The 22,637-nt window shown below is 50.0% G+C and carries 15 protein-coding genes and 1 tRNA gene; 15 read left to right on the forward strand and 1 reads right to left on the reverse strand.

The window, feature by feature from the left end; genetic code table 11:
- Nucleotides 1–43: 43 nt before the first annotated feature.
- The 6 genes from serC (at nt 44) to DXC51_RS28480 (ending at nt 7,653) form a co-directional block, all read left to right on the forward strand.
- A complete protein-coding gene (serC, locus tag DXC51_RS28455; RefSeq protein ID WP_021635649.1) occupies nt 44–1,126 on the forward strand; it encodes a 3-phosphoserine/phosphohydroxythreonine transaminase in 1,083 nt (360 codons plus the stop codon).
- A 76-nt stretch (nt 1,127–1,202) separates the two neighbouring features.
- Nucleotides 1,203–2,366 carry a phosphoglycerate dehydrogenase gene (locus DXC51_RS28460; protein WP_021635650.1) on the forward strand — a complete coding sequence of 388 codons (1,164 nt, stop codon included), beginning with the start codon at nt 1,203–1,205 and terminating at the stop codon, nt 2,364–2,366.
- 192 nt (nt 2,367–2,558) lie between these two features.
- A complete protein-coding gene (locus tag DXC51_RS28465; protein ID WP_117545997.1) occupies nt 2,559–3,806 on the forward strand; it encodes a DUF1015 domain-containing protein in 1,248 nt (415 codons plus the stop codon).
- A gap of 23 nt (nt 3,807–3,829) precedes the next feature.
- On the forward strand, nt 3,830–6,256 hold the full coding sequence (gene glgB / locus DXC51_RS28470; protein WP_021635653.1) for a 1,4-alpha-glucan branching protein GlgB: 2,427 nt from the start codon (nt 3,830–3,832) through the stop codon (nt 6,254–6,256).
- A complete protein-coding gene (locus DXC51_RS28475) occupies nt 6,253–7,128 on the forward strand; it encodes a mechanosensitive ion channel family protein (protein WP_021635654.1) in 876 nt (291 codons plus the stop codon). Before glgB ends, DXC51_RS28475 begins: the two co-directional genes overlap by 4 nt.
- Nucleotides 7,129–7,152: 24 nt before the next feature.
- On the forward strand, nt 7,153–7,653 hold the full coding sequence (locus DXC51_RS28480; protein WP_021635655.1) for a GNAT family N-acetyltransferase: 501 nt from the start codon (nt 7,153–7,155) through the stop codon (nt 7,651–7,653).
- Nucleotides 7,654–7,784: 131 nt separating this feature from the next.
- Here the strand turns inward: DXC51_RS28480 and DXC51_RS28485 are convergent.
- A tRNA-Thr gene (locus DXC51_RS28485) sits at nt 7,785–7,857 on the reverse strand.
- Between the two features lie 614 nt (nt 7,858–8,471).
- Here DXC51_RS28485 and DXC51_RS28490 point away from each other — a divergent pair.
- The 9 genes from DXC51_RS28490 to DXC51_RS28530 all read left to right on the forward strand — a co-directional run bounded on the left by DXC51_RS28490 (nt 8,472) and on the right by DXC51_RS28530 (nt 22,560).
- Nucleotides 8,472–9,533, forward strand: a complete 1,062-nt coding sequence (locus DXC51_RS28490; protein WP_021635658.1) for a DUF3048 domain-containing protein — start codon at nt 8,472–8,474, stop codon at nt 9,531–9,533.
- Nucleotides 9,534–9,690: 157 nt separating this feature from the next.
- On the forward strand, nt 9,691–11,172 hold the full coding sequence (locus DXC51_RS28495) for a sulfatase family protein (protein WP_021635660.1): 1,482 nt from the start codon (nt 9,691–9,693) through the stop codon (nt 11,170–11,172).
- A 365-nt stretch (nt 11,173–11,537) separates the two neighbouring features.
- A complete protein-coding gene (locus DXC51_RS28500) occupies nt 11,538–12,011 on the forward strand; it encodes a hypothetical protein (RefSeq protein ID WP_021635661.1) in 474 nt (157 codons plus the stop codon).
- 110 nt (nt 12,012–12,121) lie between these two features.
- Entirely contained in the window at nt 12,122–14,314 is a 2,193-nt protein-coding gene (locus tag DXC51_RS28505; protein ID WP_035321629.1) for an alpha-galactosidase, read from the forward strand.
- Nucleotides 14,315–14,500: 186 nt separating this feature from the next.
- On the forward strand, nt 14,501–15,163 hold the full coding sequence (locus tag DXC51_RS28510; protein ID WP_025491094.1) for an ABC transporter permease: 663 nt from the start codon (nt 14,501–14,503) through the stop codon (nt 15,161–15,163).
- Nucleotides 15,160–15,885 (forward strand): ATP-binding cassette domain-containing protein, encoded by a 726-nt coding sequence (locus DXC51_RS28515; protein WP_021635664.1) that lies wholly within the window; start codon nt 15,160–15,162, stop codon nt 15,883–15,885. The genes DXC51_RS28510 and DXC51_RS28515 overlap by 4 nt, the downstream gene beginning before the upstream one ends.
- Before the next feature lie 15 nt (nt 15,886–15,900).
- On the forward strand, nt 15,901–16,803 hold the full coding sequence (locus DXC51_RS28520) for a glycine betaine ABC transporter substrate-binding protein (protein WP_021635665.1): 903 nt from the start codon (nt 15,901–15,903) through the stop codon (nt 16,801–16,803).
- 18 nt (nt 16,804–16,821) lie between these two features.
- Entirely contained in the window at nt 16,822–17,880 is a 1,059-nt protein-coding gene (gene ispG / locus DXC51_RS28525) for a flavodoxin-dependent (E)-4-hydroxy-3-methylbut-2-enyl-diphosphate synthase (protein WP_021635666.1), read from the forward strand.
- Complete coding sequence (locus tag DXC51_RS28530) at nt 17,881–22,560, forward strand: PolC-type DNA polymerase III (RefSeq protein WP_021635667.1); 4,680 nt, start codon at nt 17,881–17,883, stop codon at nt 22,558–22,560.
- Nucleotides 22,561–22,637: the final 77 nt, after the last annotated feature.

Raw genomic sequence — 22,637 nt, forward strand, 5'->3', positions numbered from 1 at the left:
GACAGCCCGACAGGCCCGGACTTAACATGAGGAGGAATTAGAAGTGGCAAGAGTTTATAATTTTTCAGCGGGACCGGCAGTTCTGCCTGAGGAAGTCCTGAAAGAAGCTGCAGAGGAAATGATGGATTACAGAGGATGCGGCATGTCCGTTATGGAGATGAGCCACCGTTCCAAAACCTACCAGACGATTATTGATGAAGCGGAAGCAGATTTACGGGATCTGATAGGGATTCCTGATAATTATAAGGTGCTTTTCCTGCAGGGCGGCGCAAGCCAGCAGTTCGCCATGATTCCCATGAACCTGATGAAAAACAAGGTGGCCGACTATATCGTTACCGGCCAATGGGCAAAGAAAGCATGGCAGGAAGCCGGCAAGTATGGAAAAGCGAACAAGATCGCCTCTTCTGAAGACAAAACCTTCTCATACATACCTGACTGCTCCGATCTCCCCATTTCAGAGGATGCGGATTATGTCTATATCTGTGAAAACAATACCATTTACGGTACGAAATTTAAAACACTTCCCAACACCAAAGGAAAGACCCTGGTTGCCGATGTGTCCTCCTGCTTCCTTTCCGAACCGGTGGATATAACAAAATACGGCATTATGTACGGCGGCGTGCAGAAGAATATAGGACCTGCGGGCGTTGTTATCGCCATCATCCGGGAAGACCTTATCACCGAGGATGTACTCCCCGGCACCCCTACCATGCTCCAGTACAAAACCCATGCGGATGCGGGGTCCCTTTACAACACCCCTCCGGCCTATGGCATCTATATCTGCGGCAAGGTATTCAAATGGCTGAAGAAAATGGGCGGCCTGTCCGCCATTAAGGAGCTGAATGAGAAAAAAGCAGCTATTCTGTACGATTTCCTGGATCAGAGCAGTCTCTTTAAAGGCACTGTCCGCAAGGAAGACCGTTCCCTGATGAACGTGCCTTTCATCACAGGAAGTGAAGAACTGGATGCCAAATTCGTAAAGGAAGCCAAAGAAGCCGGCCTGGAAAGCCTGAAGGGCCACAGAAGCGTAGGCGGCATGCGCGCCAGCATCTACAATGCAATGCCTGTGGAGGGCGTTGAGAAGCTGGTGGAATTCATGAAGAAATTTGAAGCGGAGAATGCCTGAAAGTCGGAAGAATTAAAGCAAAAGTAACGGTTTGGTTATCTGAAATGTTTCAAGTAAAAAGAAAAGGAGTACCGCTATGTTTAAATATCATTGTCTGAATCCCATCGCACAGGTGGGGCTGGAGGGTTTTACCGAGGACTATGTAAAAACGGATAATATTGAGGAAGCCGACGGCATCCTCGTAAGAAGCGCCAACATGCACGATATGCCGCTGCCGGCCAATCTTCTTGCCGTGGCAAGGGCAGGCGCCGGAGTGAACAACATCCCTCTGGATAAATGCGCCGGAAAAGGTATTGTTGTATTCAACACGCCGGGCGCCAATGCAAACGGTGTGAAGGAAATCGTCATTGCCGCCATGCTCCTGGCCTCCCGCGACATCGTCGGCGGAATTAACTGGGTGGAAGAAAATAAAGACAATCCGGACATCGCCAAGGCTGCTGAAAAGGTGAAAAAGAACTTTGCAGGAACGGAAATACAGGATAAAAAGCTGGGAATCATCGGCCTGGGGGCAATCGGCGTCAAGGTTGCCAACGTGGCGAAGCATATGGGTATGGAGGTTTACGGCTATGACCCTTATGTTTCCGTAGATGCCGCATGGAATTTAAGCCGGGATGTCAAGCATGTGATCAATGTGGATGAAATTTATGAAAACTGCGATGTGATTACCATCCATGTCCCGCTGCTTGATTCTACCAGGGAAATGATCAATGAAGATGCCATCAGTAAAATGAAGGACGGCGTTATCCTGCTGAACTTTGCCCGTGATTTGCTTGTGGACGAAGAAGCGGTGCTTGCCGGCATTGAAAAAGGCAGAGTACGCAAGTATGTGTCAGATTTCCCCAATACCACTACCGCAGGAAAGCCTGGCTGCATCGTTATTCCCCATCTGGGAGCTTCCACGGAGGAATCGGAAGACAACTGCGCGGTTATGGCGGTTAAGGAGCTGAAGAACTTCCTGGAAAACGGAAATATCAACAATAGTGTGAATTACCCCAATTGTGACATGGGAATCTGCGATCAGGCCGGCCGTATTGCTATTTTCCATTTAAATGTGGCCAATATGATTACCAAATTTACAGCGCTGTTCGGTGATAACGGCATCAACATTTCCGACATGACCAATAAATCCAAGGGAGATATAGCCTACACGATGCTGGATGTGGAGGAACGTCCCAGCGAGGAGATCATTGACACCCTCCGCTCCATACCGGGAGTTATCCGTGTCAGGGTTGTAAAATAAATAATGTCAATGGATAAAACGTCCGGGACAGCTTCTAATGGGGCTTGCCGGACGTTTTTTCTCTGTAGGGGCAGACTTTTTTACGGCATATAAGCTTCGTGTTTTTGTGCCCGCGTCAGGGGAAGCACTTGTATCCATGGAAAGAATCAGTTATACTTAAAATAAAAAGAAAACGGATACCGGAGGTAGAGGATGGCAGAAATCAGACCGTTTTGCGCATACAGGCCGAAGAAGGGCCTGGAAGGGCGGATTGCAGCGTTACCTTATGATGTATATAACAGGGCCGAGGCAAAGGCCGAGGTGCAAAAGGAACCGCTTTCCTTCCTGTCTGTTGACAGGGCGGAGACACAGTTTGACGACAGTGTGGATGTATATGCGGACTGTGTTTACGAAAAAGCGAGGGAACTGCTTTGGAAAAGGATTGAGGAAGGATACTTTGTACAGGAGGAGAGCCCGGTTTATTACATATATGAGCTTATCATGGACGGTCGATCCCAGACCGGCATTACCGCCTGCGCCAGTGTGGATGACTATCTTGGGCAGGTGATTAAAAAGCATGAGAACACCAGGGCGGACAAGGAAGCCGACAGGATACGCCATGTGGAAGCTTGCGATGCACAGACCGGCCCCATTTTTCTGGCATACCGTTCCAGTTCCGTTATCAATGGAATTGTTGCAGCGTATAAGAAAGAAGAACCGCTCTATGATTTTACGGCGGAGGATGGAATTACGCACCGGGTATGGCGTATCGGGAGGGCGCAGGATGTGGATGCCATCCATGCCGCTTTTTCCGAAATCAATGAGATTTATATTGCGGACGGACATCACAGGTGTGCATCCGCAGTGAAGGTTTCCCAGATGAGAAGGCAGGCGAAGCCCGGATATACGGGGGAAGAGCCCTTTAACTTTTTCCTGTCCGTGCTTTTCCCGGATGATCAGCTGATGATTATGGATTATAACCGGGTGGTAAAAGATCTCAATGGTTACACGGAAGAGGAATTTCTTGGTAAAATCGGGGAATCCTTCGATATAGAGGAATGTGGGGAAGGCGTTTCCCACAGGCCGGAGGCCAAGGCTGTTTTCGGCATGTGCCTGGACGGGAAATGGTACCGCCTGAAGGCGAGGCCGGAGATTTGCCCGACCGATCCGGTGAAGGGTCTGGATGTATCCATCCTTCAGGACAGCCTGCTGGGGCCGGTGCTGGGCATTAAAGACCCCAAAACGGACAAACGCATTGATTTTGTAGGAGGCATCCGGGGGATGAAGGAGCTGGAACGCAGGGTGAACGAAGACTGCAGGGTGGCATTTGCCATGTATCCCACTTCAATCTCGGAGCTGTTTGCGGTAGCTGACGCAGGAGAATTGATGCCGCCCAAGTCCACATGGTTTGAACCCAAGTTAAGAAGCGGGCTTTTTATTCACAGCCTGCGTGAAAAATAGAGCGGAAAGTTGAGGGAATCTGGATGAAAGAAAAATTGTATAAGTTGATGAACTGGCCGGAGATCGAGGCGGTTATTTATTCGGAGGAGGATAATCCCCATAAGCTTCTGGGGCCGCACACCGTGGGAAGCTCCACGCTGCTTGCGACCTTTCAGCCGGGAGCATCCCAGGTTACGGCGGTAATCGGGGAAACCGGCAAAGAAGTAAAAATGGAAATGGCGGATGAGGCCGGATATTTTGCTGCCCTGATTCCGGGAAAAGGGGTAACGGATTATGTGTACCGCGTGGAATATCCGGAAGGAAAGACGGAGGAAATCATCGATCCCTACCGCTTCGGCCCCGTGATAACCAAGAAGGATACGGATCTTTTTGCGGCGGGCACTCATTATGAGGCTTATAAAATTCTGGGCGCACATAGCTGCTGCATCGACGGCGTAAAGGGCGTACATTTCGCAGTATGGGCCCCTAATGCCGTAAGGGTGAGCGTGGCAGGCGATTTCAACCGCTGGGACGGCCGGGTGCATCAGATGCGCAGACTCTGGGATTCCGGTATTTTTGAGATTTTCATCCCGGGGGATTTGGAAGGACAGAATTATAAATATGAACTGAAGGTGAAGGGAGGGCTTACCTACCTGAAAGCGGATCCCTATGCCTTTGCCCAGCAGCTTCGGCCGGAAACCGCGTCGGTTATCAGTGATATTTCAGGCTTTTCATGGGAGGATGAGGACTGGATTGACAAGCGCGCGAAAAAAGATTACAGCAAAGAGCCTGTCAGCGTTTATGAGCTTTATCTGGGCTCCTTCTGCAAGCCGGAGGACGGAAGGACCTACTGCAATTACAGGGAACTGGCTCCCAGGATCATTGAATATGTGAAGGAAATGGGCTATACCCATATCGAACTGATGCCCATTATGGAGCATCCCTTCGACGGCTCCTGGGGCTATCAGGTCATCGGCTATTATGCGCCAACCTCCCGCTATGGCTCGCCGGAGGACTTCATGTTTTTCATGAATGAAATGCATAAGGCGGGGATCGGCGTAATCCTTGACTGGGTGCCCGCGCATTTCCCAAGAGATACCTATGGGCTTTCCGCTTTTGACGGCACCTGCCTGTATGAGCACCAGGATCCCAGACAGGGGGCGCATCCCCACTGGGGAACGTTGATTTATAATTATGGAAGGCCGCAGGTGCGCAATTATCTGATTGCCAATGCGCTTTTCTGGATAGAGCAGTATCATGCGGACGGCATCCGTATGGACGCGGTGGCCTCCATGCTGTACCTGGACTATGGTAAAAATGACGGGGAATGGGTGGCTAATATTTACGGAGGGAACCAGAACCTGGAAGCGATGGAATTCCTGAAGCATGTAAACAGCATGATTCACAAACGGGGAAAAGGCGCGCTGTCCATAGCGGAGGAATCTACCGCCTGGCCAAAGGTGACAGGCAGCCTGGATGAGGACGGCCTGGGCTTTGACATGAAGTGGAATATGGGCTGGATGAATGATTTCCTCAGCTATATCAGGCAGGATCCCTATTTCCGTTCCGGCTGTCATAATGAGCTTACCTTCAGCATGGTTTATGCGTACAGCGAGCGCTTTATGCTGGTGCTTTCCCATGATGAGGTGGTGCACGGCAAAGCTTCCATGATCGGCAAAATGCCCGGAAACAGGCAGGAGCAGTTCGAAAATCTGAAGGCCAGCTATGGCTTCATGATGTGCCATCCCGGGAAAAAGCTCCTTTTCATGGGACAGGACATCGGGGAATATGACGAATGGAACGAAGACAGAAGCGTGGAATGGGAGCTTCTTGAAAACGCGGATCATAAGGGCCTGAGCGAGTTTGTTAAAGCGTTGAATCATTTGTACTGTAAGCAGCCTGCCCTGTATAAAAAGGATACCAGCTGGGACGGCTTTGAATGGATTAACTGCATCAACGCCAACGACTGCATCCTGTCCTTTGTAAGAAAGGCGGACAAGCCGGAGGAGATGCTTCTGATTGTGATGAATTTTGCAAATGTGGAGCGGAAGAATTTCCAGGTGGGCGTTCCCTTTAACGGAAAATATAAGGAAATACTTAACTCCGATGCCAAAGCCTTCGGAGGGGAAGGCAGGGTGAATCCCAGAGTGAAGACCGCGCTGGAGGAACCCTTTGACGGAAGGGAGTATTCTATAAAAATAACACAGGCCCCCCTTGGCATCAGTATTTTTTCCTACCAGCCCTATACGAAAGAGGAGCTGAAGGAAATCGCAAAGAAAAAAGCGGAAAAGGAAAAGAAGGCAAGAGAAGCCGCCAGGAAAAAAAAGGGAGCAAAGAAAGCGGCAGCCAAAACACTGAAGGAGGAACTGGCCGAAAAGGTGTTTGAGGTGGATGAGGTCATTGCGGAAAAAGGAGAGGTGGAAAAGCCCGTGAAAGTGGTTAAAAGCCGCAGGAAGGCGGACGGGCAATGAGCTGGATTCTGCTGACTGCGGATGTGACGGAGGAGCTGGCTCTGGGGCAGAAGCTTTTAAAGGCTGCGCCCCAGTCCCTTCTGGATTTGCTCATCCGCGTGGTTTTCTGCATCGTCGCATTTCTGATTGGCTCCCGAATCATCAGTTTTATCAGAAAGCTGACAGGAAATGCGCTGAAGCGTGCCAATGCCAGTAAGGAAGCAAAGCAGTTTCTGGATTCCTCGCTGAAGGTGGGGCTGTATGCGTTCCTCATTTTCCAGATTGCCGTAAAGCTGGGCATTGACGCCACGACCATTGCCACAGTCATAGGCTCTGCCACAGTAACCATCGGACTTGCCTTCCAGGGCAGCCTGAAAAACTGTATCGGCGGTATTCTGATTATGCTCCTGCATCCCTTCCGTGTCGGGGATTACATTATTGAGGATAATCATAAAAATGAAGGTACGGTTTCTGAAATCACTATTTTTTACACAAAGCTGGCAACCATTGACAATAAAATTATCCTACTGCCCAACGGCGCGCTGGCCGATACCAGCATTACCAATGTAACCAATGAGGACAACCGCAGGGTGGAGCTGAAGGTGGGTATTTCCTATCAGTCGGATATCCGCAAGGCTAAATCGGTGATTACCTCGCTCATTGAAGCCAATGAGAAGATCCTGAAGGACAAGGAATACAGCATTTTCGTGGATGACCTGGGAGACAGCTCCGTGGTGCTGGGAATGCGGTTCTGGACGCGTACGGAGGATTTCTGGCCTGTCCGCTGGGCCATGCTGGAGGAAATCAAATACGCCTTTGATGAAAATGGGATTGGGATTCCGTTTCCTCAGATGGACGTGCATCTGGATGCAGTTAAAGAGGAAAAGGCCTGAATTTTCAGGTGGAAAGAGGCAGAAATGATTAGAGCTGTCGAAAAAGAAGAACTGGAGCAGTGTATACAGATTTTTCACCGTGGATATGGTACAGTAGCAGACGAGTTCGGCTTAACAGAAGAGAATTCCCCGGACAGAGGCAGAGCGGCTTTGCCCTGCAGCCGTTTGCAGGAAGAATTTGATGAGGGAGTACTGATGTATGGGTATTTTTTGGAAAGCCGATTGATTGGTTTCCTTGGCATAAAAATGGCAGGGGATGTTTGCAAACTGAATGATATTATTATCCTTCCGGAATATAGAAATAATGGGTATGGTACGGAATTGCTGGATTTTTGCAGGAAGAAGGCGGTGGAATCCGGGAAAAAGAAAATTGTTTTGGGTATGATAGACGATAATACCAGGCTCAGAAACTGGTATATCAGCAATGGATTCGTTACTACCGGATACCGGAAATATGAAGGGGCGCCATATACTGTTGGAGATATGGAATGCTCATTACAGCAGGTTACTGAAGTAAAACAATAACACTGTTTGGTGCCATATCTCCTATTGGAATGGCACCAAACAAAATAAGCTTAATTTGTAACAGAAGCTTTCTGTTATAAACTAAGCTTATTTCTTACGAGACATAATACTGCGTCTCATCAATTGTATAAAGCTGGAAAAGGGACTCGAACCCTCGACCTACTGATTACGAATCAGTTGCGCTACCAACTGCGCTATTCCAGCGAATTACCGACGTCATTTATTATATATGGTATTTCCTGTTTTGGCAAGAGTATTTTTTCCTTTTTTCCAACTATTTTTCACCGCCGATTTTCTGGAGCCTGTATTCAAATTGAAGTAAAATGAAAAATTTCAAGATTTACGCAGTTGCCGGCCAATATATAATTTAACACAATATATAAGAGGCGCTGCTTCACTGTAACCGGATGTTCTGTAAGGGCGGGAATCAATAAAGATAATGAAGTTTGGCAGGATAGTGATATAATAAGGCAGAAAAAATATATTTTGACTAATCTTTATGTATTATATTGATATACATAAAACTAACATGGTTTTGTATAAGCCTGTTATAAAATTGCCTGCAAATACTTCATTATAGGGGATCTGATCAAATCTTTGGTCGGGTCCCTGTTCTTATCAGTATGTAAAGGATAAGAGATATAGATAGGGTACGAAGAGATTATGTTATGCACATTCCTGACAAATATCTTAATATTTCCGAAATCTTTTCGGAATTCACTGCAGGAAGTTGACGGAATTGTCAGAAGTGAGTACTATAGAATCATACCTGTTTTTGGGACAGGTTTTAATTTGAAAGGGGAAAAAGGAGGTAAAAGATGATTAGGAAAAAAATTAAGACCCTGTCAGCACTTCTGGCAGCGGTGCTCTGTGTGGCTGCAGCGGCGCCGGCGGCCGAAGTAAATGCGGAGGAAGGGCCGGCAGGTTATGTAAGAAGCGTATATACCAATGAATGGGTTCCTGCCGCACAGGCCGCTTCCAGGCCGATTGCCATTATGATGCCCACAGATCAGGCGGCGCAGCCGTCCTACGGTATCAGCCATGCGAAGGTGCTTTATGAAGTAATGGAAGAAGGGGATATTTCCCGTCAGCTGGCAATCATTGATGATTGGCAGGGACTTTCCAGAATCGGAAATATCAGAAGCTGCCGTGCTTACTATATTCCGATTGCCACGGAATGGGATCCTATTCTGGTTCATTTCGGCGGTGTATGGTATATGAAAGACCGTATCAGCATGCCTGATATCAACAACCTTTCCGGGACCTATGAATATGGCACTGGCGGAAATGCGCCCGGAGCGAATGCATTCTTCAGAAGCAACGACAGAAAAGCGCCCCATAACGCTTACATCAGCGGCAGCGGAATTACCAATGCCTGTACACAGCTGGGCTATTCCCTGGCGCTCAGGCCGCAGTATTACAGCCCCAAGCACTTTAACTTTGCAGCGGGCGTAAATACGCTTGCACAGTATGGCGCCGCAGCGCAGACTGCCAACAAGATCAACCTGTCCAATGTATTCCCTTATACCAAGACCGGATTTACCTACAATGCGGCGGACGGCCTGTATTATAAGACCATCCATGGAAAGGCACATAAGGATGCGGTAAACGGGCAGCAGCTGGCATTTGCCAATGTCATTGTACAGAATTCCAAGTGGATGACTCTGGATGCGAAGGGATATCTTGCATTCTATAATTATGATACCACAGAGGACGGCTATTACTTTACCAAGGGAAAATGTATCCATATTACCTGGCAGAAGACCACGGATTACGGCCCTACCAGATATTTTGATGACGCCGGAAATGAAATCCAGCTGAACGAAGGAAAAACATACATAGCGGTTGCCCAGAAGGAAAGAAAAGTTGTTTATTCGTAAAATGGACACAGTGTCTGTCAGGCCGGAACAGTCAATGAGCCATTCTGACGGACTGTCACAAATGTAAATATATAATTAGCAGTAAATGAAGGCTGCAGGAGACAGAGGACATGCTGATAAGAAGGCGCTCTGTCTCCTGATATGAAAAGAGGACAAAATGAGTATAAAACGTGCCCCACGTAATGTTATTATCGTATATGCGGATGATCTGGGCTTCGGTGATTTGGGCTGTTATGGAACCCATCAGATTGAGACGCCGAATCTGGATCGGCTTTGTGCCGATGGCCTTAGGTTTACAGATGCGTATTCTACATCTGCAGTCTGCACGCCGGCCCGCTACAGCATTCTCACCGGACGCTATCCGTTCCGAAATGACAGGGCTCATATCCTGCCCGGTGACGCACAGTGCATCATAGAGCAGGGCGTGGATACTTTGCCTGCTATGTTTAAACGCGCGGGGTATCACACCGGTATTGTAGGCAAATGGCATTTGGGATTGAGTGACGGCAATGCGCCTATCGACTGGAATCAGGATATCAACCTGACCCCGATTGATTTAGGCTTTGATGAATCCTTTATTTTTCCGGCAACCGCAGATCGTGTACCCTGCGTTTATATAGAAGGACGCAGAGTCGTGAATCTTGAACCGGAGGATCCGATAGAGGTAACATATGATGAAGAATGTGTGTTTGATGATATCCCCACATATTATAAGAATCCGGAACTGTTGAATATGCGTTCTTCCCATGGCCATGATATGAGCATTATAGGAGGTATCGGCAGAATTGGTTACATGCGCGGCGGTAAAAAAGCGCTTTGGAGAGATGAAGACCTTGCAGAGACCTTCTTGAACAGAGTGATTAAATTTATTGATGACACCCAGAAAAAAGAACAGCCTTTCTTCCTCTATTATGCGCTGCACCAGCCTCATGTTCCGCGTGTGCCTTCCGAGCGTTTCCGTGGTGCAACAGAACTGGGACCCCGTGGGGATGTGATTGTGGAAATGGACTGGTGTGTCGGCGAATTGTACAAAGAGCTGCAGCGGCTGGGTATTCTGGAAGATACGATGATCGTGTTCTCCAGTGATAACGGTCCGGTACTGGATGACGGCTATCTGGACGGAGCTTATGAATTAAACGGCACGCATAAACCGACAGGTCCCTTACGCGGCGGTAAGTACAGCAAGTTTGACGGCGGCAGCAGAATACCTTTTATCGTAAGCTGGCCGGGACTGGAACATAAAGGTGTTACACATGCGCTGATAAGCCAGGTGGATCTGTTTGCATCCTTCGCAGATATGCTGGGTATGGAGCTGCCGGATGATGCGGCCATCGACAGTCAGGATCAGTACGCAGCGCTTGTCGGCAAGGATCCTGTCGGAAGGAAAGAGCTGTTGGTAGAAGATGTTACGTGCGGCAAAATGTTACGCAGCGGCAATTGGACCTACCTTTCCCCCAGTGAAGGTTCTCCTTATATGAAGCAGGTGCGGATCGAAACGGGCCTGTCCCATGATCCCCAGCTTTATAATATGGACTACGATATAGGGCAAAGAGAGAATGTTGCATGGGAATACAGAAGCGTTGTAACGGATATGGAAGCGCGTATCCGGAAAATAATGGAGAGCAGGAAAACCAGATAATGGTGGGAAAATTTCATATGGCCAATCCGTAACAGTTTTTTTATTGGCTTTGCGAAAAGCCGGATGCGGGAAAACTGCACATATAGCAGCAGAAGGGGCGTTCCTCGATAGAGGGATGCCCCTTTCAGCTTACAGTTAACAGAAATTTTATGATTAACGGTCTTTTGAATAGGAAAAGACTGTGGTATAATAACAAATACGCAGCCGTAAGGTCTGCTTTCTAACATCTATCTTATCTTTTTATTCTTTGCCCGGGTAAGGGCGGATTCCCATGGTATCAATAGACATGTCTGTTCAGGATTGGCATAGAACCGGCATATTACGGAAAAAGGAAGCGGGTTTGGACGGAAAGAAGGGAAGTAATATTGAAGGAAAGCATAGAAATAAAAGAAAAGCTGTCAGAAGACAGCAAAGGCAGCTGTCGCCGTATCCAGGACCGGAAACCGGAAAGGCGCCGGGTCATTAAGGAGCCGCGCTGTAAGAATAAGGGAAAGAACATCCTGCGTGCCGAAAAAAGAAAGGGGCTTTGTATGGGCTTCGCGGCAGGACTGACGGCCGCCGCACTTTTGGGATGGGAAATGCCGGCGGACAGGGCGCAGGCAAGGGAAACGCAGCCGGCGATTGGAGGTATGTCGGTCAGAGATGAGGATATGCGTAAGCTGTTAATCCGGACGGGCGCTGTTTATGAAGCATCCGGCCCGGTATTCGTTGAAATTCCCTGGGAATTAATCCGGGCTGAAGAAAATCTGCAGGTGGAGGTTATGGCCGGAAAGAATGGACAGGAGGCCCGGTACCGGTTTGCCTTTTCCTGTACAGGGGAAAATCAGGACAGCCCCTGAACAAAACATAAGACAAATTGACAGGTAGAGCTAACAGGAAAGGATTGACAGGGGGAGCCTGTTTTCATATGATGGAGTTAATTGGATATATCGGGAAGGAGACCTTGAACATGGCAATAACTTATAATGAAGCCACCCAAATTTTCACCCTGCAGACAGCGGGAAGCACCTACCAGATGATGGTGGGCAGATACAACATTTTACAGCACCTTTATTATGGCAGGAAGGTGGAAGGCAGCACGATGGATTATCTGCTGTGGAGTTCGGATTCCGGGTTCTCAGGCAACCCGTATGAAGCGGGAAGCGACAGAACCTTTTCACTGGATATCCAGCCGCAGGAATATCCTTCGGCCGGCGTGGGCGATTACCGTACCTCCTGTATTGAGGTGGTGAATCCGGACGGCACAAGAGCTGCTGATTTCCGTTATGTTTCCCATGAGATTACGGCAGGGGCTTATAAAGTGACAGGAATGCCCGCAGTGTATGATGAGAACGGCGAGAGCAGCACGCTGACCATTTTGATGAAGGATACGGCTACCGGTCTGGAGCTGGTTCTTAAATACGGTGTTTTTGAGAAGGAAGACGTGATTACCCGTGCGGCGGAGCTTCGCAATACTGCAAAAGGGACCATTTCTCTTGAAAAAATGCTGTCCGTATGCCTGGACATGGGCTTCGGGGAGTGGGAGATGATCCATTTCCACGGCAGACATGCCATGGAACGCCAGATGGAGCGTACGCCTCTCTGCCATGGCACCGTTTCCGTGGGAAGCAGGAGAGGAACCTCCAGCCACCACCATAATCCTTCACTGATACTTTGTACGCCGCAGACGACTGAGGATGCGGGAGACTGCTACGGAATGGCTTTTGTGTACAGCAGCAATTTCCTGGCAGGCGCAGAGGTGGATCAGATGGGACAGACCCGGGTGGTAATGGGAATTCATCCTGAGAATTTCTGCTTCCGCCTGGAGCCGGGAGAGACTTTTGAAACACCGCAGGTGATTATGAGCTATTCAGGCAGCGGTTTTACGCAGCTGTCCCATAATTTCCACAGAATCATCAGCGACCATATCTGCAGAGGAAAATATAAATATGCAAGACGCCCCATCCTGATTAATAACTGGGAAGCCACATATTTCAATTTTGACGAAGAGAAGATTTTGAAGATCGCATCGCAGGCGGCCGACCTGGGCATAGAGATGCTGGTCCTGGATGACGGCTGGTTTGGAAAGCGAAACGATGACAACTCCGGCCTCGGCGACTGGTATGTGAACCTAGAGAAGCTGCCGGCCAACCTTTCCAGCCTTTCGGAAAAGGTCAATGCCATGGGCATGAAATTCGGCCTCTGGTTTGAGCCGGAGATGATTTCGGAGGACAGCGATCTGTACAGGGCGCATCCGGACTGGGCGCTTCAGATTCCGGGCAGAAAGCCCAACCGCAGCCGTTTCCAGCTGGTGCTGGATATGTCAAGACAGGAGGTCCGGGATTATCTGTTTGAAAGAATGTCGGACATCCTTTCCCATGCGCACATCGATTATGTGAAATGGGATATGAACCGCAGCATGTGTGACATTTACAGCGCTTCGCTGCCGAAGGAAAAACAGGGTGAGGTTTATCACCGCTGCATGCTGGGCGTATATGAACTGCTGGAAAGGCTGACGGCAGCGTTCCCGGATCTGATGATTGAAGGCTGCAGCGGCGGAGGAGGAAGGTTTGACGCAGCTATGCTGTATTATTCTCCCCAGATCTGGTGCAGCGATGATACGGATGCCATTGAGCGGCTGGATATCCAGTATGGCACCTCCTTCCTGTATCCTGTCGGCGCAGTGGGCTCCCATGTATCCGCATGCCCGAACCACCAGACAGGCAGAATTACGCCCTTTGCCACCAGAGGCGTGGTCGCCATGGCGGGCAGCTTCGGCTATGAACTGGATCTGAACACGCTTCCTGAAGAAGAAAAGGAGCAGGTAAAGAAGCAGGTTGCCGACTATAAGAAATATTATGAGCTGGTGCATCAGGGAGATTACTACCGCCTGAACGCACCCGGAGACGGAAAAGAGTTCGTGGCCTGGTCCTTTGTTTCCGCGGATAAGAAGCAGGCATTGTTTAATCTGGTGATCACCCATGTCAGGGCGAACAATAAACCGATATTTGTAAAGCTGAAAGGCCTGGATGCGTCTGCAAAATACAGGCTGGAGGACGGCCGGGTAATCAGCGGCAGCGCCCTCATGAATGCGGGAATTTCCATACCTTCCGTATCCGGAGAATTCCGTGCCATACAGTTTGAACTGAAGGCGGAGGAATAGTTGAAAAAAATAAGTCCCTGCGGCAGAATACCCGGAAGGGTTGGCCGCAGGACTTTTTTTCTGCCTGCATTGTTGCTTTTTAATAGAAAATAGATACAACATTCCGAATAAAAGGAAACCGCTTCCGGTTGCCAAAAGTAGTCTGTGAGGGTATAATAAATGAGATTGGATGGGAGAGAAAACGGTATGATACAGGAAATATTCAGGCTGTATGCGGAACGCAGCTCATTTTTTGCGGAACTCATTTTACAGCATATCCGCATCGCGGGCATTTCGGTGACGGTATCCCTTGTTCTGGGGCTTGTCATCGGCGTCATCATCAGTGAATACAGAAAACCGGCGCAGATTATCATGAATGTGATCAATGTGCTGTACACTATCCCCTCGATTTCCATGCTGGGCTTTCTGATTCCTTTTACGGGAATCGGGGATAAGACGGCAATCATTGCACTCAGTATCTACGGACTGCTTCCGATTGTGCGCAATACCTATACCGGGATCAGCACCATCCAGCCCTTCCTGACGGAGGTGGCGACGGGAATGGGAAGCACAAGGGGACAGGTTCTGTTCCGGGTAAAGCTGCCGCTGGCCCTGCCGGTGATATTGGCCGGGGTACGGAGCATGGTGGTGATGACCATATCCTTAAGCGGTATTGCCTCCTATATCGGGGCCGGCGGCCTGGGAGTCGCCATATACCGGGGAATTACAACGAATAATGCGGCAATGACCTATGCGGGCAGTATTTTGATCGCGCTGGTCGCCCTGATATCCGACAGGCTGATTTATCTGCTGGAGAAGAAGATACCCTGGGGCGAGACGGCGAGAAAAAGAAGGGAGCAGGGCGCATGAGTGTGATATCGCTGAAGAACATTACGGCGGCTTACGGTAACAAGGATGTGCTGATGCATTTTAACCTGGAAATCGCCCGGGGGGAATTTGTCATGCTCATCGGCACCTCCGGCTGCGGCAAGACCACTGCGCTGAAGCTGATGAACGGCCTGCTCAGGCCAAAGGAAGGAAGCGTGGTGGTAAACGGAAACGATCTGTCGCGGACAGATTTGACAGCCCTGCGCAGGAATCTGGGATATGTGGTGCAGGAAACAGGACTGTTTCCCCATTTGACGATAGAGAAAAATATTTCCTATGTGGCCGATTTGTCACGTAAAAAGGACAGTAAAGCCATACAGAACAGGGTCACGCAGCTTCTGCAGCTGGTGGAGCTGCCGGAGGAGATACGCAGGCGTTATCCGGACGAGCTTTCCGGAGGGCAGAAGCAGCGAGTGGGGATTGCCAGGGCGCTTATGAATTCGCCGGAAATCCTGCTGATGGACGAACCCTTCGGCGCGGTGGATGAGATCACACGCCGCAGGCTTCAGGAGGAGATTGGGAAAATACACAGGCAGCAGGGGGAGACGATTGTTTTTGTCACCCATGATATAGATGAGGCGCTTCGCCTGGGAACACGGATTGTTGTAATGGATGCAGGAAGGATTATCCAGGACGGCACGCCGGAGGAAATCAGAGAGCATCCGGCAACGGACTTTGTGAAAAAGCTGATGTCGGAGCGGTAGGAAGAGAGGAAGAAAATGAATATTAAAATCAAGAGGAGAACCATCGTGGTCATACTGGCTGCGGTTCTGGCAGCAGGCGTCTTTGCAGGCTGCGGCAAATCAAAGGAACCCATTAAGATCGCCTCCAAGCCCATGACGGAGCAGTATATCCTGACAGAAATCCTGGGGCAGCTGATAGAGCACGATCTGGGAGTTAAGGTGGAAATCACCAAGGGAATCGGCGGCGGAACCACCAATATCCAGCCGGCCCTGCTGAAGGGTGATTTTGACCTGTATCCGGAATACACGGGAACCGCATGGCTGACGGTGCTGAAGCATGAAAAAGAGGATGATCCCGACGTTTTATATGAAAACCTGCAGAAGGAATACCAGGAGATGGGACTTCACTGGAGCGGCCTGTACGGCTTCCAGAATTCCTATGTGCTTGCGGTAAGAAAGGAAGCGGCCGAAGAATACGGGCTGAAGACCTTCAGCGATCTGGCCGCGGCTTCCGGGAACCTGATTTTTGGCGGCAACCCGGATTATATGGAAAGAGAGGACGGCTATCCCATGATCTGCGAAGCCTATGGCATGGAATTCAAGGGTACCGTGGATGTGGATATTGCCCTGAAATACCAGGCCATGGCCAATCAGGAAATCGACGTGACCAATGCCTTCACTACGGACGCCCAGCTGGCGGCTGCGGATGTATTGCTGCTGCAGGATGATAAAAGCCTGTTTGCCACCTACTATGCGGGCACTGTTGTGAGAAACGATACGCTGGAGAAATATCCGGGGCTTGCGGATACGCTGGAGAAGCTCACGGGCCAGATTTCCGATGATGAAATGCGGGAAATGAATTATCAGGTGGAAGTGGAAGGAAAGGACGAGAAGGATATCGCCAGGGATTTCCTGACACAGAAGGGACTTCTAAATTAAACAGGAGGGGAAGGAAACATGTACAGAGAGCATACCAGAGAAGTGAAAATAGGGGACAGGGTTATCGGCGGCGGTAATCCGATCCTGATTCAGTCCATGACCAATACAAGAACGGAGGATGTGGAAGCCACCGTTGCCCAGATACTGCGCCTGGAGGCGGCAGGCTGCGATATTATCCGCAGCACGGTGCCCAATATGGAGGCGGCCAGGGCAATCGGCGAGATTAAAAAGAGGATTCATATCCCTCTTGTGGCGGACATTCATTTTGACTATAAGATGGCGATTGCCGCCATGGAAAACGGCGCGGATAAAATACGCATCAATCCCGGAAACATCGGCGGCCCGGAAAATGTGGCGGCTGTTGTAAAGGTGGCAAAGGAAAGGAATATCCCCATCCGTGTGGGCGTCAACAGCGGTTCCCTGGAAAAACAGCTGGTGGAAAAGTACGGCGGCGTTACGGCCGAAGGGATTGTGGAAAGCGCCCTTGACAAGGTGAAAATGATTGAGGATCTGGATTATCATAACCTGGTAATCAGCATTAAATCCTCGGACGTGCTCATGTGCGTCCGTGCGCACGAGGTACTGGCAAGCAAGACCGATTATCCGCTGCACGTGGGAATCACGGAAGCCGGTACTCTCTGGAGCGGCAATATCAAATCCTCCATCGGCATGGGAATTATCCTTTATGAAGGCATCGGGGATACCATCCGCGTATCCCTCACCGGGGACCCGGTGGAAGAGGTTCGCACCGCAAAGCTGCTGCTTCGCACACTGGGGCTGAGAAAGGGCGGCATTGAGGTGGTGAGCTGCCCTACCTGCGGCAGGACCAAAATAGATCTGATAGGCCTTGCCAACCAGGTGGAAGCCATGGTGGCGGATATCCCCTTAGACGGCGTTAAGGTAGCCGTCATGGGCTGTGCGGTGAACGGCCCCGGGGAAGCAAAGGAAGCGGATATCGGAATCGCGGGCGGAATCGGGGAAGGCCTGCTGATTAAGAAGGGTGAAATTATACGTAAGGTACCGGAGGCGGAGCTTTTGAATGTTCTCCGTGAGGAGCTGCTGCATTGGGAGGAATAAATGGCTAAGGCTTTTTTTGATGTATTTCCCGGATTAAAACTGGATGGTAAGCTGAAAAGCCTGTTTGAGCAGACGCAGATTGAACGCGTCACAGCAACAAAACAGAAGGATTTTGTGCGCATTTATTTAAGCAGTGAGCGGCTGATACAGAAGGATGATATTTTTACGGTGGAAGGTGAAATTAAGAAGCAGCTGTTTGCCGGCTGCAATATCACCATAAAAATTCATGAAAAGTACCGCCTCTCTTCCCAGTATAACCCGGAAAAGCTCATGGAAATTTACCGGGACAGCATATTGCTTGAGCTGCAGGAATACAGCCATCTTCTTTACAGTATGTTTAAAAATGCGGAGCTTTCCTTCCCTGAGGAGGGCAGGCTCAACCTGCGTATAGAGGATACCGTGCTGGCGCGGACCAAAAGCGATGAGCTGACCCGCATCCTGGAGAAGGTTTTTTTCGAACGCTGCGGCCTGCCTGTCAATGTATTTGTGGAATACAGGGAGGCAAGAACCGGGAGGTTCAAGGAAGAGGATGATATTTTTATCGCCCGCAGGGTGGCGGAAATTGCAGCCAGGTATACCGGAAATAAGGGCTATGAAAACGGCGGAGAGATGCCCGCGCCGCGGCCGGAAATGCAGGCCGGGCAAAGCGGGAATGCAGAGGGAGGAGCACAGAAGCAGGCAGTTGATCCTGCATATGAAGCTTATCTTGCAGGCGCTGCAAAGGAAACTGCAAAAGCGGAGTCAGGACAAAAGCCCAAAGATGGAGGCGCGCCCTTTGAAGGAGGGACAGTGCGTCCCGGCGCTGCGCTGGAGGGCAAAAAGTTTATGGGCAAAAAGTCCGGCGGCTTCGGCCGCGGGAAAGGCAAATTTAAGGGAGACGGCGATTTTTTCAAGTCCGCGAAGCGTTCCGATAATCCGGATGTGATCTATGGCCGGGATTTTGATGACGAGGCCATGTCCATTGAGGATATTGTAGGTGAAATAGGAGAGGTGGCCATCCGCGGCAAAATCCTGAATCTGGACAAGCGGGAAATCAAGAATGAAAGAACCATCCTTATTTTTGATGTCACGGACTTTTCCGATACCATGACGATTAAGATGTTTGCCAAAAACGAACAGGTGGAGGAAATCTGTGAGGGCATCAAGCCCGGTGTATTCGTGAAAATCAAGGGAATTACCATGATAGATAAGTTCGACGGGGAGCTGACCATCGGTTCCATCGTCGGCGTGAAGAAAATCAGTGATTTTACCCACGGCCGTATGGATCACAGCGTCCGCAAGCGTGTGGAGCTGCACTGCCATACCAAAATGAGCGATATGGACGGGGTATCCGAAGCCAAGGATATCGTGAAGCGGGCGTATCAGTGGGGCCATCCCGCCATTGCCATTACGGATCACGGCGTGGTGCAGTCCTTCCCGGACGCCAACCACTTAATTGATGATTTATGGAAGGCGGAGAAGGGAAAAAGGAAGGACGCGGGGGATCCCAATCCGGACAAGAATGATTTTTTTAAGGTAATTTATGGCGTGGAGGCCTATCTGGTGGATGATTTAAAGGAAATCGTCACCGACGGAAAGGGGCAGCCCCTGGAGGGCAGCTATGTGGTATTCGATATTGAAACCACGGGCTTTTCCCCCATCAAAAACCGGATCATTGAAATCGGCGCGGTAAAGGTGATCAATGGAGAGATTACGGACCGTTTTTCCTCCTTTGTCAATCCCCAGGTGCCCATCCCCTTTGAAATAGAGAAGCTTACCAGCATCAATGATGAAATGGTGATGGATGCTCCGGTCATTGAAAAGGTGCTGCCGGAGTTTTTAAGCTTCTGCGAGGGGACCGTGCTGGTGGCGCACAATGCCAGCTTTGATATCAGCTTTATCAGGGAAAATGCCCAGAGGCAGCAGCTTCCCTTTGATTTCACTTATGTGGATACCGTGGGAATTGCCAGGGTGCTGCTGCCCCATCAGGCAAAGCATACGCTGGACGCGGTATCCAAAACGCTGGGGATTTCCCTGGAAAACCATCATCGCGCCGTAGATGACGCGGAGGCAACCGCCCAGATTTTTGTTAAGTTTACGGATATGCTGCTTAAGGACGGGAAGGATACCCTGGAAAAGGTGAATGCCCTGGGAGACTCCAACCCTGATATCGTAAAAAGGCTGCCTACCTATCATGCGATTATCCTGGCCAAAAACAATACGGGGAGGGTGAACCTGTACAAACTGATTTCGGAATCCCATCTTACCTATTATGCCAAAAGGCCCAGAATCCCAAAGAGCCTGCTGCTTGCACACAGAGAGGGGCTGATACTGGGAAGCGCCTGTGAAGCTGGCGAGCTGTACCGTGCGCTTCTGGACGACAGGAGCGATGCGGATATTGCCAGGATCGTGAATTTCTATGATTATCTGGAAATCCAGCCCACCGGCAACAACAAGTTCATGATTAACGAGGAAAAGATACGGAATATCAATTCCATTGAGGACATCCAGGATGTGAACAAACGGATTGTGGCGCTGGGAGAGCAGTATAATAAGCCGGTGGTAGCTACCTGCGACGTACATTTCCTGGATCCCGGAGATGAGGTCTACCGCCGGATTATCATGGCGGGCAAGGGCTTTAAGGATTCCGACGAACAGGCGCCGCTTTATCTGCGCACGACCGAGGAAATGCTGGAGGAGTTCCAGTATCTGGGAAGTGATAAGGCGGAGGAGGTGGTCATTACCAACACCAACCTGATTGCGGATCAGATAGAGACTATATCTCCGGTGCGCCCGGATAAATGTCCTCCGGTCATTGCGGACAGTGATAAGACGCTGACGGAAATCTGTTATAACAAGGCGCATGAAATGTATGGCGAAAAGCTTCCTCCCATCGTAGAACAGAGGCTGGAAAAGGAGCTGAATTCCATTATCAAGAACGGCTTCGCGGTTATGTATATCATCGCCCAGAAGCTGGTATGGAAATCTGTGGAGGACGGCTATCTGGTAGGTTCGCGTGGTTCCGTAGGTTCCTCTTTTGTGGCGAACATGGCGGGAATTACGGAGGTAAACGCCCTGAGTCCCCATTATTACTGCATGAAATGCCATTACAATGATTTTGACTCCCCGGATGTGAAGGCCTATACAGGCAAGGCGGGCTGCGATATGCCGGACAAATACTGTCCGGTATGCGGCGAACCCCTGAAAAAAGACGGATTCGACATCCCCTTTGAAACCTTCCTTGGCTTCAAGGGTGACAAGGAGCCGGATATCGACCTGAACTTTTCCGGTGAGTACCAAAGTAAGGCGCATAAATATACCGAAGTTATTTTCGGCGCGGGCCAGACCTTCCGTGCGGGCACTATCGGAACCCTGGCGGATAAGACGGCCTTTGGTTATGTGAAGAATTATTATGAAGAGAGAGGAAGCAAGAAGCGTACCTGTGAAATCAACCGTATTGTGGCAGGCTGTACGGGAATCCGCAGAAGTACGGGACAGCATCCCGGCGGTATTATCGTGCTTCCTTTGGGGGAGGAGATCAACTCCTTCACGCCGGTGCAGCATCCGGCCAATGATATGACGACGGATACGGTAACCACACATTTTGATTACCATTCCATTGACCATAACCTGCTGAAGCTGGACATTCTGGGACACGATGATCCTACCATGATCCGTATGCTTCAGGATTTAACGGGCATCGATCCTACCAAGATCCCGCTGGACGATCCCCAGGTAATGAGCCTGTTCCAGAATACCAATGCACTGGGGGTGACCCCGGAAGAGATAGACGGCTGTCCGCTGGGCGCGCTGGGAATCCCTGAGTTCGGTACGGAATTCGCCATGCAGATGCTTCTGGATACACATCCCACCTCCTTTTCGGATCTGGTGCGTATCGCAGGGCTGGCGCATGGTACGGACGTATGGCTGGGCAATGCCCAGACCCTTATCAAGGAGGGAAAGGCAACCATTTCCACCGCTATCTGCACCCGTGACGATATCATGCTCTACCTCATTGAAATGGGCGTGGAAAGCAGTCTGGCGTTCACCATCATGGAGAGCGTCCGTAAGGGCAAGGGCCTGAAGCCGGAAATGGAAGAAGCCATGCTGGCGGCAAATGTGCCCGACTGGTACATATGGTCCTGTAAAAAAATCAAGTACATGTTCCCCAAGGCCCATGCGGCGGCCTACGTTATGATGGCATGGCGTATCGCCTATTGTAAGGTAAATTATCCGCTGGCTTATTATGCCGCCTTTTTCAGCATCCGCGCATCCGCTTTTTCCTATGAGCTGATGTGCCAGGGGCAGAAGCATCTGGAGTCAATGATGGCCGACTATAAGAGAAGGGCGGACACCCTTTCCAAGAAGGAGCAGGATGCGGCCAGGGATATGAAGGTGGTGCAGGAAATGTACGCAAGAGGCTTTGAATTCGTGCCGATTGATATTTTTTCCGCCCAGTCCCGCAGCTTCCAGGTGGTGGGGGATAAGATAATGCCCTCCTTAAGCAGCATTGACGGCCTGGGTGAAAAGGCCGCGGATGCCATTGTGGAAGCGGCCAAGGACGGCCCGTTCCTTTCCAAGGATGATTTCAGGCAGAGGACGAAGGTTTCCAAGACCGTGGTGGATTTGATGGATACCCTGAACCTGCTGGGGAACCTGCCGGAGTCCAACCAGATCAGCCTGTTTGATTTTGCCATATAGAGCTGTCAGGGATGCGTAATGCATCCCTTTTCTTTGTTTGCGCGCCATGGGCGCGCTCTAACGGGTGTAAGTCCCGA

This window comes from Eisenbergiella massiliensis (assembly GCF_003435485.1).

Bases quoted from the DNA above. Each gene is read 5' to 3' on its own strand.
- DXC51_RS28465 (WP_117545997.1), top strand. From the start codon at position 2,559: ATGGCAGAAATCAGACCGTTTTGCGCATACAGGCCGAAGAAGGGCCTG.
- DXC51_RS28460 (WP_021635650.1), top strand. From the start codon at position 1,203: ATGTTTAAATATCATTGTCTGAATCCCATCGCACAGGTGGGGCTGGAG.
- DXC51_RS28515 (WP_021635664.1), top strand. From the start codon at position 15,160: ATGAGTGTGATATCGCTGAAGAACATTACGGCGGCTTACGGTAACAAG.
- DXC51_RS28530 (WP_021635667.1), top strand. From the start codon at position 17,881: ATGGCTAAGGCTTTTTTTGATGTATTTCCCGGATTAAAACTGGATGGT.
- DXC51_RS28480 (WP_021635655.1), top strand. From the start codon at position 7,153: ATGATTAGAGCTGTCGAAAAAGAAGAACTGGAGCAGTGTATACAGATT.
- DXC51_RS28505 (WP_035321629.1), top strand. From the start codon at position 12,122: ATGGCAATAACTTATAATGAAGCCACCCAAATTTTCACCCTGCAGACA.
- DXC51_RS28520 (WP_021635665.1), top strand. From the start codon at position 15,901: ATGAATATTAAAATCAAGAGGAGAACCATCGTGGTCATACTGGCTGCG.
- DXC51_RS28475 (WP_021635654.1), top strand. From the start codon at position 6,253: ATGAGCTGGATTCTGCTGACTGCGGATGTGACGGAGGAGCTGGCTCTG.
- DXC51_RS28495 (WP_021635660.1), top strand. From the start codon at position 9,691: ATGAGTATAAAACGTGCCCCACGTAATGTTATTATCGTATATGCGGAT.
- glgB (WP_021635653.1), top strand. From the start codon at position 3,830: ATGAAAGAAAAATTGTATAAGTTGATGAACTGGCCGGAGATCGAGGCG.
- DXC51_RS28490 (WP_021635658.1), top strand. From the start codon at position 8,472: ATGATTAGGAAAAAAATTAAGACCCTGTCAGCACTTCTGGCAGCGGTG.
- ispG (WP_021635666.1), top strand. From the start codon at position 16,822: ATGTACAGAGAGCATACCAGAGAAGTGAAAATAGGGGACAGGGTTATC.
- DXC51_RS28510 (WP_025491094.1), top strand. From the start codon at position 14,501: ATGATACAGGAAATATTCAGGCTGTATGCGGAACGCAGCTCATTTTTT.